Annotated in this window: 14 protein-coding genes, 1 pseudogene and 1 riboswitch; of the genes and pseudogenes, 4 read left to right on the top strand and 11 right to left on the bottom strand. The window is 37.6% G+C overall.

Translation table 11 applies throughout. From position 1 onward, the window contains the following. Window positions 1-72: 72 nt before the first annotated feature. A pseudogene (locus tag RGF10_RS09920) lies at window positions 73-1,921 on the top strand (DNA ligase D). Between the two features lie 86 nt (window positions 1,922-2,007). On the opposite strand, the gene dapF reads toward RGF10_RS09920, so the two are convergent. Genes dapF through ribE (RGF10_RS09895) form a run of 4 tightly spaced genes read right to left on the bottom strand, consistent with a single transcriptional unit; the run spans window position 2,008 to window position 5,363 of the window. Next, window positions 2,008-2,991, bottom strand: coding sequence for a diaminopimelate epimerase (dapF, locus tag RGF10_RS09910; RefSeq protein WP_318508865.1), 984 nt, complete (start codon window positions 2,989-2,991; stop codon window positions 2,008-2,010). A gap of 23 nt (window positions 2,992-3,014) precedes the next feature. Continuing rightward, window positions 3,015-3,482 carry a 6,7-dimethyl-8-ribityllumazine synthase gene (ribE, locus tag RGF10_RS09905; RefSeq protein WP_318508864.1) on the bottom strand — a complete coding sequence of 156 codons (468 nt, stop codon included), beginning with the start codon at window positions 3,480-3,482 and terminating at the stop codon, window positions 3,015-3,017. Window positions 3,483-3,498: 16 nt separating this feature from the next. Beyond that, window positions 3,499-4,692: a bifunctional 3,4-dihydroxy-2-butanone-4-phosphate synthase/GTP cyclohydrolase II gene (locus RGF10_RS09900; protein WP_318508863.1), complete on the bottom strand. Its 1,194-nt coding sequence runs from the start codon at window positions 4,690-4,692 to the stop codon at window positions 3,499-3,501. Between the two features lie 17 nt (window positions 4,693-4,709). After that, window positions 4,710-5,363, bottom strand: coding sequence for a riboflavin synthase (gene ribE / locus RGF10_RS09895; RefSeq protein WP_318508862.1), 654 nt, complete (start codon window positions 5,361-5,363; stop codon window positions 4,710-4,712). A gap of 170 nt (window positions 5,364-5,533) precedes the next feature. Further along, a riboswitch (FMN riboswitch) is annotated at window positions 5,534-5,715 on the bottom strand. Window positions 5,716-5,941: 226 nt separating this feature from the next. Here ribE (RGF10_RS09895) and RGF10_RS09890 point away from each other — a divergent pair. After that, the gene (locus RGF10_RS09890) at window positions 5,942-6,118 is read left to right on the top strand and encodes an aspartyl-phosphate phosphatase Spo0E family protein (RefSeq protein WP_318509401.1); all 177 of its coding nucleotides are present in this window, start codon (window positions 5,942-5,944) and stop codon (window positions 6,116-6,118) included. A 166-nt stretch (window positions 6,119-6,284) separates the two neighbouring features. After that, complete coding sequence (locus RGF10_RS09885) at window positions 6,285-7,097, top strand: EcsC family protein (protein ID WP_318508861.1); 813 nt, start codon at window positions 6,285-6,287, stop codon at window positions 7,095-7,097. A 5-nt stretch (window positions 7,098-7,102) separates the two neighbouring features. On the opposite strand, the gene RGF10_RS09880 is transcribed toward RGF10_RS09885, so the two are convergent. The 7 genes from RGF10_RS09880 to RGF10_RS09850 form a co-directional block, all read right to left on the bottom strand. Next, complete coding sequence (locus RGF10_RS09880) at window positions 7,103-7,906, bottom strand: hypothetical protein (protein WP_318508860.1); 804 nt, start codon at window positions 7,904-7,906, stop codon at window positions 7,103-7,105. A gap of 134 nt (window positions 7,907-8,040) precedes the next feature. Then, a complete protein-coding gene (locus RGF10_RS09875; RefSeq protein WP_318508859.1) occupies window positions 8,041-8,886 on the bottom strand; it encodes a patatin-like phospholipase family protein in 846 nt (281 codons plus the stop codon). Window positions 8,887-8,988: 102 nt separating this feature from the next. Next, complete coding sequence (locus RGF10_RS09870) at window positions 8,989-9,765, bottom strand: ABC transporter permease (RefSeq protein ID WP_318508858.1); 777 nt, start codon at window positions 9,763-9,765, stop codon at window positions 8,989-8,991. Further along, entirely contained in the window at window positions 9,762-10,529 is a 768-nt protein-coding gene (locus tag RGF10_RS09865; RefSeq protein ID WP_318508857.1) for an ABC transporter ATP-binding protein, read from the bottom strand. The genes RGF10_RS09870 and RGF10_RS09865 overlap by 4 nt, the downstream gene beginning before the upstream one ends. Before the next feature lie 16 nt (window positions 10,530-10,545). Beyond that, window positions 10,546-10,671, bottom strand: a complete 126-nt coding sequence (locus RGF10_RS09860) for a hypothetical protein (RefSeq protein ID WP_318508856.1) — start codon at window positions 10,669-10,671, stop codon at window positions 10,546-10,548. Beyond that, window positions 10,671-10,871: a PLDc N-terminal domain-containing protein gene (locus RGF10_RS09855; RefSeq protein ID WP_318508855.1), complete on the bottom strand. Its 201-nt coding sequence runs from the start codon at window positions 10,869-10,871 to the stop codon at window positions 10,671-10,673. Before RGF10_RS09855 ends, RGF10_RS09860 begins: the two co-directional genes overlap by 1 nt. A gap of 19 nt (window positions 10,872-10,890) precedes the next feature. Then, window positions 10,891-11,214, bottom strand: coding sequence for a DUF4870 domain-containing protein (locus RGF10_RS09850; RefSeq protein ID WP_318508854.1), 324 nt, complete (start codon window positions 11,212-11,214; stop codon window positions 10,891-10,893). A 171-nt stretch (window positions 11,215-11,385) separates the two neighbouring features. Between RGF10_RS09850 and RGF10_RS09845 the strand changes: the two genes are divergently transcribed. After that, a complete protein-coding gene (locus RGF10_RS09845) occupies window positions 11,386-12,165 on the top strand; it encodes an undecaprenyl-diphosphate phosphatase (protein ID WP_318508853.1) in 780 nt (259 codons plus the stop codon). Window positions 12,166-12,185 lie beyond the last annotated feature (20 nt).

The following is a 12,185-nucleotide window of genomic DNA, read 5'->3' as shown; positions in this document are numbered from 1 at the left end:
AGATTGGTAATGGATGATGTCAATGAAAGATGGAACACTAATAAAAAGTAATGCTACAGAGGATGAACCAATATGAAACCGATGCTGCCGACCTTAACCTTCGATATACCTAAAGGTAATCATTGGTCCTATGAAGTAAAATATGATGGTTTTCGAGGTATTTTAGAATGGGGTGAAACAATTACCCTCATGAGCCGAAATGGAAAATCATTATTGGAACAATTTCCAGAAATAGAAAATTTTTTATTAGAAAGGCAAGACCAATTTGCCCCTTATCTCCCATTAGTGTTAGACGGTGAATTAGTTTCATTAGATAATCCTTACAAGGCCAATTTTGGTGCAATACAGATTCGTGGGAGAATGCGTTCAGAAAAACGAATAGTCGAAAAAGCTGCAAAGCAACCTTGCTATTATTTAGTTTTCGATCTTCTCATGATCAATGGAACCCCAATCGGAAATCAAACGTATGAGGCCCGCAAATTAAAATTAGAGCAGCTTTTCAAGCAACTTTCACTACCGCTTCAGCCAGATAATGAGACCATAAAAATAATCCAAATGATTCCAGGAAATCAACAATTTGACACGGTATGGGAACAGGTTGTTCTTCATGATGGTGAGGGGATTGTAGCCAAAAATGATTCACACCAATGGGAGGAAGGGAAGCGAACCGTAAATTGGTTAAAATATAAGAATTGGAAGTATGTTACCTGCTTTATTACTACATTTGATAAGACAAATGGTTATTTTCATATTGCGGTTTTTAAAGGGTCAGATGTCTTTCCAATTGGTCACTTTCTGTTTGGTTTGAACCCTGAGCAAAAACAAGCTTTATCGACTGTTATTAAACAAAATCAATCAGCTGAGGATCAACAGTTTATTTACGTCCCTCCAGCCATATGTGTAGAAATCAAATATTTAGAGGTTTATGAGGAACAACTGCGTGAACCCCATTTTCATCAATTTCGCTTTGATGTAAAAGCAGAGGAATGTACCTTCGAAAAATTTATTCAGGCAAAAAAAAATCTTCCCATTGATGTTGAAATCACTCACCCTGATAAACCACTTTGGGAAAGTCCAGCCATAAAGAAAATTGATTATATTCATTTCTTACGAGAGATTGCACCATATATGCTTCCTTTTTTAAAGAACCGTGTGCTGACAGTTATTCGTTATCCACACGGAATGTTCGGTGAAGCATTTTATCAAAAAAACTGTCCTGATTATGCACCAGACTATGTCAATACCTATTCATTTGAAAATATTGACTATATCCTTTGTAATAATCTAAAGACATTATTATGGCTCGGCAATCAATTGGCATTTGAATACCACATTCCATTTCAAACAGTGGAAAGTGGTTTTCCTAGTGAAATTGTGTTGGATTTAGATCCTCCTTCTAAAGAGGACTTTTCATTAGCAGTTAAAGCAGCTCTAATTATTAAACATGTATGTGATCAACTGAATATCATTAGCTTTGTAAAAACTTCAGGTAATAAAGGCTTGCAAATCTATATTCCTTTGCCAGAACAGAAGCTAAGCTATGACGACACTAGGCTTTTCACGTCATTTATTGCAGAATATTTGATTTCAGCCAATTCCGGAATCCTTTACAATTGAGAGAATGAAAAAAAAACGAAGCAATCGCCTCTATGTTGATTATATTCAACATGGAGAAGGAAAAACCATCGTTGCTCCTTACTCTCCAAGAGGGAATAAACAAGCAACAATTGCTACCCCTCTTTATTGGGATGAAGTGAACGAAAAATTATCTCCAGACCAATTTCAAATAACAACTATTTTAGCCAGGCTTAAGAAAGATGCGGATCCATTTCAAGGCTATTTTGATGCTAAAAAACAACAAAATCTCGAGCCGATTCTTGAATTCTTGGCACAGCAAAAAAAAGATAACCCTTGCTCCTAATCAGGAGCAAAAGGTTATCTTTTTTTATACATTAAGATAGTAATTAATTTTGATGGGTGTCTAGCTTCAGGCGCCATGCGCTTTTCTTATTGATGCTGTAATATAAAGTCTTTGGCATGGGCTTTAAGTTTTGCATAATGTTCAGCCTCATCTGTAAAGACGTGCGTTTGGTCAACCGTAAATTGTGTAAGATTCGATTCTTCGATTTGAACAACCGCTTTATATACATAGGTTCCATTTCCGATTAAATCAATCTTGTATATTCCATCATTTTCATGGACATTACAACGAACCTTCCCACCAGGGTTGTATACCTCAATAAATTCTTCTTTTCCATTGAGCCCTACTAAGCAAGTCACTAAGGAAGATGCAGACATTGCCGTTCCACAAGCATTAGTAAAGCCCACCCCTCGCTCATATGTTCGGACGAAAATATGTCCTTTACTAAGCGGTTGAACAAAGCTTACATTCACACCATCTGGGAACAAAGGATTTGGTCCGTTTACATATTCACTCAAGCTGGTCTGAATATCCGAATCCAATTGCTTTGAATCGACGATAGTGACGATATGAGGATTTGGGACAGCTAATGCCGTAAAATTCAAGTCTTTAGATAAAGCAGGAATTATTTCATTAATTAGTGTTTCCTGTGGAAGCTGCAATGGTAAATCCCTTAATTGGAATGAAACAGGCGAAATCTCAACTTTGTAGGTTGGGATATTAGGAAATAGGTCATCTTCTTTCTCCACTGAAAGATTCACCTTCATCGTTTCAATCACTGCTTGATTTTTCCCAAATTTTTCACAGACATAACGAGCTACACAGCGTAACCCATTGCCACACATGGACGCTTCTGAACCATCCGCATTAAAAACTCGCATTCTGGCATCAGCACTTTCACTATTAAGGACAAACAGAATTCCATCCGCACCAAGCTCTGTGTTTCGGTTACAGAGGGAAATGGCTAGCTGCGCCCGTACTTCATCAGTAAAAGAATATTTGTCTGTCATTTCATCAATTATGAAGAAGTCATTTCCTGATCCATGACATTTCAACACTTCAATTTGCACTATTACTCCCCCAATTACGCCTTCTATTCAAATTGTTTAAAAAGATTAGCCATTTCAATAGCACCAACAGCGCATTCCCAGCCTTTGTTTCCAGCTTTTGTACCTGCACGTTCAATTGCCTGTTCAATTGTATCTGTCGTTAATACACCGAAAATAACAGGAACTCCACTTTGTAAAGCCGTGCTCGCTACTCCCTTGGCCACTTCACTATTTACATATTCAAAATGAGGAGTTGCCCCTCTAATGACTGTTCCCAGCGCAATCACTGCATCGAATTTTCCTGAATCAGCCAGTTTTTTTGCAGCAATTGGAATCTCAAACGCACCTGGTACCCACGCTACAGTTACATCTTCTGAATTTACACCATGACGGTTTAATGCATCCTCAGCACCACTTAATAAACGATTTGTTATAAATTCATTAAAACGTGCTACTACAATCCCAACTCGTAATCCAGTACCAATTAAATTTCCTTCAATCACTTTTTTCATTTTCGTATCTCCCCTATTATAATTTTAATAAATGCCCTAGCTTTTGTTGCTTCGTTTGCAAATAATGTTTGTTTTCTTCTTTTGCAGGCATCTCAATCGGAACCCTTTCAAGAATCTCTAAACCATAGCCTTTAAGGCCAGCGATTTTCCTTGGATTATTGGTTAATAAGTGCATTTTCCGCACTCCTAAATCTCGTAAAATTTGAGCTCCAACCCCGTAATCACGAAGGTCATCCTTAAAGCCAAGCTTATGATTCGCTTCAACAGTATCATAGCCCTCTTCTTGTAATTTGTAGGCTTTAAGCTTGTTCATTAGCCCAATTCCTCGGCCTTCCTGACGCATATAAAGAAGGATGCCGTTACCATTTGCTTCGATATGCTTTAATGCAGCTTGTAGCTGAGGTCCGCAGTCACAACGACATGAACCAAACACATCACCTGTTAAACATTCAGAATGCACACGAACAAGCGTTGGATTCTCCTCATTAATTTCACCCTTAACTAAGGCGATGTGTTCATTCCCATCCGCAATACTTGAATAACCGACTGCCCGGAAATGGCCGTATTCTGTTGGAAGATCGATATCTGCTTCGCGCTTCACTAGTGAATCATGAATGAGTCTATATTCAATTAATGCTTGAATGGTAATCAGCTTTAGGTCAAAACGCTTCGAGATTTCCTTTAGTTCAGGCACTCTTGCCATTGAACCATCCTCGTTCATTATTTCGCAAATGACCCCGGCATGTTTTCCCCAGCTAGTCGTGCCAAATCTATAGCCGCCTCCGTATGTCCAGCCCGTCTTAGAACGCCGCCATTTTTTGCGATTAATGGAAAGATATGACCCAGGTCTTTTAAAATCAGCAGGTGAAGCTGTTTCATCAAGAAGGCTCATGATGGTATCAGACCGTTCAAATGCACTAATACCTGTTGTTGTTTTAATATGATCGATGCTTACCGTGAAGGCCGTACCATTTGTATCAGTATTGACTTCGGTCATTGGTCGTAATTCTAGCTTTTGCGCCAAATCCTCCGTTATAGGAGCACAAATAAGTCCGCGCCCTTCTTTAGCCATAAAATTTACTGCTTCAGGTGTAGCAAATTCGGCTAACATTATGAAGTCCCCTTCATTTTCCCTGTCTTCATCATCACAAACAATAACCATTTTCCCATTTTTCAAATCCTCTAATGCTTCTTCAATTGAATGGAACATGTTTTTCTCCTCCATTTTTACAGAAAACCAGTTTGTTTTAGAAAATCTGCCGTAATACCTGTTGGTGTATGACTGGTTTCTGCTTTTTTCTCGGCAATCGAACGAACATACTTTCCTAATAAATCAAACTCGATATTAACAATGTCTCCAACCCGTTTAGCACCTAAGATGGTTTCTCCTCTTGTATGAGGAATTAACGAGATCGTAACAGACTGCTCTTTAACATAAAAAATGGTAAGTGATGTGCCATCAACCGCAATCGATCCTTTTGGCAAACAATATTGAGTGCCGTGTTTTGGAATGTTGATTTCAATATAAACGGCATTTTCTTCAGCCTTGATTGAAGAGATTGTTCCTGTACCATCAATATGACCAGAAACGAAATGTCCGCCAAACCTACCGTTAGCCGCCATTGCTCGTTCCAGGTTTACCTTCGATCCTGATTTTAACCCAGCTAGTGAAGTAGAGTTAAAAGTTTCCGGCATAACATCTACAGAAAAGCTAGTTTTAGTAAAATTAGTAACAGTCAAACAAACCCCATTCACAGCAATACTGTCACCAAGATGAACATCGGATAGTATTTTTTGCGCTTGAATCGTTAAGATTAATGTAGAGCCTTGTTTATGTATGTTTTGCATGGTACCGATTTCTTCAATTATTCCTGTAAACATATAATCCCCCCTTTGTTCCTCATCATGTATTGGTTGATTTTTCAGGGTCACTTGTTTTATATACGCTTATTATTTGTACAAAAAGCAAAAATAAAAACCCCATACAAATAAATGCATGGGGTCAAAACACATACTCAAATAAGCGTCAAAAATTACATTTTTTTACGCTACCATGCCTTCTCCCATCCAGACTGTACTGTCGGCTTTGGAATCTCACCAAATCCACCGATTTCAAATATTCGAATCGCGCAGTTTAATACTGCACCGATCCCAAACTTTCAAATCGGGTCACGGGCTAGAGGTTATCCTCATTACCGCCGGTTGGGAATTTCACCCGACCCCGAAGGCGACCATATCCAACTTGGTTATGATCAACAAATATTCAACTATTATTGACATATTACCCTAATAACTCCTATCCTGCAATGATATAACGAAAAAATAATACAATTCATAATAATAATTTGATTTTGTCGATAAATATTTGTTTTAATGTGTTTTTTATCACAGCGCCACCTCCTAAAAAAATGTTAAATTGGCAAAAAGAGGACATTAAAGGGAGACGATGCTTGATATTTATGCAAATCACAGAAAAGAATTTGGAACTATTGGAATTGATTGAATCCCTTCGAGAAGAAATGATTCGTGTCGGCCTCAAAGAAGGACTATCTAGTGATAAAACAGTCGAAATTAGCCAAAAACTTGATCAATATATTGCAAATTATCAAGCAAACGCCTTTCTTTTCGAACCGTAATGAGTTGTTCGTTGAATACTAAGATCGACCAACATTTTTAAGCCTGTTTTGGTATTAAACAGGCTTTTTTTGTTGCTTTTAACAAGTGCGTGAAACCTTTTTTTGATTATGACGTATATGAATTACCAACAAACACCGATTTACTTATCCATTAATCAGAAAAGGAATGAATACGATATTGATTGAAACGAATGATTATTTAAAAGCTGAATTAATTAAATGTGAAGCATGGGAAAAAAACCAGAGCGATCTTTGGTTTTGGGAAAAACTCGGTCGTTTGCCATTTAAGCTCTTGGATCGATGGACCCCTGCCTTTTTGCAAGAAAAGATGGCTCAAACAATAGATGAACTTGGACAATACATTCAAAGTGGTGGACGCTACTTAAGCTCAACTGAAAAGGGGAAGACCTACTATGCACACCTTCCGCAAGTGAAGCAATTTGCAGACATTGCATCTTTACCGCTTTCAGAAATGGATAAAGCCGCTCAAAAGCTGATGAAAAGCCGAAAAAAAATAGCAACAGTCCAGGGGGCAAGCACAGGAATTGGAGGAGTATTTACCCTTTCTTTAGATATTCCTCTGTTACTTGGCCTTCAACTAAAAACACTTCAGGATATGGCAATCTGTTACGGTTATGATCCGACTGAAGAAAAAGAGCGCATTTTCATCTTGAAATGTTTACAATTCGTTTCATCAGATATCGTGGGAAAACAGGCGATCTTAAAGCAATTGGCTTTATTTGATTCACCCAATAAAAACAAAGATCGTGAAGTGATTGCTGAAATTCAAGGATGGCGTGAAGTGGTCATGACTTATCGGGAACAAATCGGCTGGAAAAAGCTTTTCCAAATGATCCCGATTACTGGACTGCTATTCGGCGCATTTATTAATCGCTCAACCATTCATGATATATCTGAAAGTGCTATGGTTCTTTATCGTAAAAGAAAAATCCTCGAACGAATAGCGCTCGAAGATTAACCATTCTAATGACTGGTGTAATGAAACATTTCAGTTAACACAGCAATAGTCAGTATTTTTTCTGTTTCAGGAAGATTTTTCTCAAAGGTGATAAACGGGGTATTGCCATCACGAAACTGTTGACTCCACTCTAAAGGCATCCACCCTTTTATCAGCTTTCCAATAATTTTCCCTTGCTCATTCCGCAGAAACACCTGAGGATAAAGGGCTGATCTTTCAGCATATATTAATTTATTATTTTCTAGTGAACGAATGACACCGCTTCTTTTTAATGAAGGAGTAGCTTTATGATCTTCGGTTACTACTCCCATCAAACCACCAGTGGAATCATATATTTTTACTTGTTGTTTTCGTAAATCAATTCGATAAACCGCCATAACTTGTCCAGCTTGGTCATATAGCCCATACTCCATTGGAAATAATCGATCAATGAAGTACGGTAAAAACCATCTCCACCAATAGAAGTATTTATCGCGAACTTCCCCAATCATATTACCATTAGATGCGAACAAGAGCATTCTTAGCGATGGTGCTGGGAGGAACGTTATTAATAGATTATCTTCTGTATAAAAGGATTGCTCGTTTACTGTCTTTATGTAGTTAACCTCGTGACTACGTTGCTGTTGAATTAAATATTGTTGATAACAAATAAAGCTATAAAAACAAAAAGGCAGAATAATAAGAAACAGAGGAAGTTGTACAGAAAAGATCATACCCCCACCAAGGATCAGAATAACAGGTACAAAGGCTGCCAAACTACCATTTAAGGCTGTCATTGCAGCAGAGCGATAATATTGTTGAATATTCATCTTATTTCTCCTTGTCTTTTTCTATGCTTTGTACCATTCTATTATGTTTTCCCACTATTCATGAGTCTTTTCAAGCAACCATATAAATAAAAAACCTGAAGTGTGGCTTTTATTGCAACCGCACTTCAGGCTTTTTACCATGATAAAATGGATTGAATAGAGCGCAAACCATCCTGATAACCAGATTCATAAAGCTTGTTTAGTTTTTCTGGCTTTCGTTCCATTCTCCCAACCTCAACTGGTTCAGTCGGACGGATAATCAACACATTTCCTTTCTTCTCTTCCTCTTCAAGATATAAAAGTGTGTTATTGTACTTTTGATAACGCCGATGTAGTGCCGCTTGTAATCCAGTGTATTCAGGATACTTTCCTTTTACAAGGAATTGAAAGCGCGACGGTTTTTTTTGATACCCTTGATTTCTCGTTAGCACAACGATATTTTTCTGAAAGCCATCCTCTTGTGCTTTTTTGATCGGAATCGGGTCACTTATTCCACCATCAAGCAAGACTTTATCCCTAAAAGGAATCTCCTTTGCAATAAACGGAAGCGAGCTTGATGCCCTCAGGACGGTTAGCAAATCCTGACCATAATCTTGTTTGGAATAGTAAACTGGATTTCCGCTATGGCAATCGGTCGTTCCAATTACGAACTCAGCATTGTTTTGATAAAATGCATCGTAATCATAAGGTACAAGTTTATTAGGAATTTCATCAAATATAAAATCCATTCCAAAAAACTGTCTGTTTTTGAGAAAATTACGCCACGAAATGTACCGTGGATCGGTTACATAATTTATGTTTACCGTTCGATTTCTTCCCTTCTGCTTTGATAAATAGGAAGCTGCATTTGCAGCACCAGCAGAAACGCCAATAACATACGGAAAAGAGATTTCATGCTCTAAAAAGCTTTCAAGAACACCCGCTGTATAAACACCGCGCATTCCTCCTCCTTCCAACACCAATCCGACATGATTTAACACGTTGCCTCTTCCCTTCATTTCAAAAACAATCATCTTATTTTTGGTAATATTTATATTCTACCATTATTTAAAAATAATGTTGATTGAAATGCCTTTTCAGGGCTATGCCATTTCTTTATTTTTAAAAATAAAAATTGACAATCCAAGGAGAATGAAGATAACAAGGGCTGAAATAGAAATTGCACCCACAGCTTCATGTGCTAGCTTACCAGATACTAGATAGGAACTGGTATAGCCTGGTAGCTGTGCCGGACTCCATTCTAACCGATGTGAAAAGGTGCTAGTAATTAAATTTAGAATAATGACACATGCAAGGGAAATGAATCCGACCACTCCTGGGGACTTAAACATGGCATTAAAGAAAATCGTAATGGTTAAAACAACTGTCAGCCATAATGCGAAAAGTCCGTAAGCTACAAGCAAGTCGGTAAATGGTATTTGTTCAAATAAAATCATCACATAATACCAACTAGTGAAAAGACCAACCAAATATGAAACCAATACTAATATAAGGGCGCCAAACCATTTAGCTAGGATATACGAAGAATAGGAAGCCGGTTTGACCAATATTAACTCGGCTACTCCACTTTTCCGCTCTGCTGCGATAATCCCCATAGATGCTAATACAATGATTAGAATACCTAGTGTATTGTATTGACTAATACTTTGAAATAAAATCTCAGCTGGAGCAGGTGTTGGAAGTTCAATCACAGCCCCTTCAGGAAGATCACCGAATGAGTCAAGGATAGTTGGCATATAGTACGTTGTTATTGGTTCTGAAGCCCCTAGTAAAACAAAAGAGATGGGAAACCAAATCCATTTGAAATTACGCCACATTTCAAGAATTTCCTTTTGAAGGATCGTTAGCCACTGGCTCATTTTTTCACCACCTCCAAAAATACGTCTTCTAACGTTAAGCGTCCCACTTCAAACCTAATAAGCGGCCAATTTTTATCGGCAATTTCTCTTAATAGGATCGCTTTCGAATCTTCTAAACTTTTGACTACGATGGTCACTTGATTTCCATCAATAGTGCATGATTGGATAAAGTCATGTGCTGATAATATCGGAAGGTATTCACCTATTCCGCCTTGAAACTCAAGAATAATCTTCGCTTGCTGGTATTTAGCTTGCAGATCAACCATGGAACCAGATTCAACAATTTTTCCCTTATGTAAGAAAAGAATATGATCGCATACCGATTCAGCGTCATTTAGTATATGGGTAGAAAAAAGGATCGTTGTGTTTTGTTTTAATTTTTCTAATAGATCCAATACCTCCCGCCGACCAAATGGATCGAGGGCCGAAACAGGCTCATCTAACATGACAAGCCTTGGTTCATGAATAATTGCTTGCGCGATGCCCAATCGCTGCTTCATCCCACCTGAATATTTTCCAATTCTCTGCTTGTTTGCTTCCTGTAAACCGACTAAGGTCAATAATTCCTTAGAACGCTCACTAGCCTTATCTTTTGATAAACCACCTAAACGACCAACGTATTGAAGGAATTCTTGGCCTGTCATCCATTCATAAAAATGCGGAAATTGAGGTAAATATCCTATGTATTTACGAAAATCACCTTGAATATGATCTCCATGGAATTGAATTGTCCCAGCAGATGGTTTGATTAGTCCAGATAACATGCGTAATATGGTTGTTTTACCAGCTCCATTTGGACCGATTAGGGCAGTACATTTTCCAGGTAGATAAAGAAAAGTCTACATCTGCAATGACTTCTTTGTCCTTAAAGCTTTTTTTTAACCCGATTACACTTACAACTGACATTAATGGTTCCTCCTTCCGATGACAAAATAAAGGATAGGACCAATAATATTAATAAAAATAATAATTAACACCCAAATCCATTTTGGACCATTGGTTTTTTCTGACCTAATAATATCAACAAGGGCAACCACTAACAAAATCAATTGGATGATTAATATAGGGAGCAAAATAGCAAGATTAAAATTCCCCAATACTTCCATCTAATTCCTCTCCTTTTTGTTAACGAATCAATCGAAAGACAAACGGAATGCGATAATCCTCTCCTTCATATGCCTTTATCGCCGCAACGATCGTAAAGATAAACGCTAATACCCCGACGAGCCAAACAAGAATAAAACCGACCAAAACGAGCATTAACACCATACTGACAATAGAATAAACTGTGTAGGAAATAAGAAAATTCAAATATTCCTTTCCGTGATAATCGATAAATTCCGATTCATTCCTTTTAATCAACCAAATTACCACTGGACCGATAAATACAGTAAAAAAACTTATCCCATAAATAACAGCAGCCCAAGTACGTTCCTCATTTGTTGGCATTGCAGTTCCCTCCAATAAATTAAATATAGTTCCAGATTATAGTATTTATTACGGATGTTCCCCGTAATAGTTTCACTAAGGTCAAATCAATAGGTTCTTGATTTGGACAAATTGAAATACATTTTTAGTAACGGATATAAGACAAGAAATTTGATAAGGACGGATAAGAATATGTCTACATTTGAAGCGTTTATTCTTGGAATCATACAAGGATTGACTGAATTTTTACCAATTTCAAGCACCGGGCACCTTTATTTAGGAAGACATCTATTTCAACTTGACGAAGCAGGTCTATTTCTTGATACGATGCTTCATATCGGTACATTGATCGCTGTCATCATCGTTTATAAACAAGACTTACTGAATATTATTAAACAGCCCTTTAGTAGGCAATCTACAATTTTAGTAGTAGGAACGATTCCTGCAGTAGTAATCGGTTTTCTGTTTGATGATTTATTTGAATCCATTTCAAAAACAGGTAAAACAATTGGATGGGAATTTATTATTACAGGTGCAATTCTGTGGATGGCTGATAGCGTTAAAACTGGTGCCAAGAAAACACATAATATCGGCTATGCTGATGCCTTATTCATTGGAACATTTCAAGCAGCTGCCATTTTTCCAGCTATTTCGCGCTCTGGATTAACGATTGCTGCAGGTCTCTTTAGAAAACTCGATCGTGAAACAGCAGCCTATTTTTCTTTCTTACTATCAATACCTGTCATTGCAGGAGGGATATTTTTGCAGTTTGCAAAGATGGTCAATGAACAACCAGAAGTCATATCCTTTAGCAGCCTATTTGTGGCAACACTCTCCTCAGCACTATTTGGTTATTTAGCTGTAGTTGGCATGATTCAGTTTCTTAAAAAGAGATCATTAAAAATGTTCGCCGTCTATGTTTGGTTACTTGGTGCCGCTATTATTATTTTACAACGAATCGGGATATTTTAGAAATTTGACAAAAGTATTGG

It is taken from the genome of Bacillus sp. T3, from assembly GCF_033449965.1.
Classification (GTDB): Bacteria; Bacillota; Bacilli; order Bacillales; family Cytobacillaceae; genus Bacillus_BU.
The sequence above is the reverse complement of the archived record's forward strand: the minus strand, read 5'-3'. Positions and strand labels throughout refer to the sequence as shown.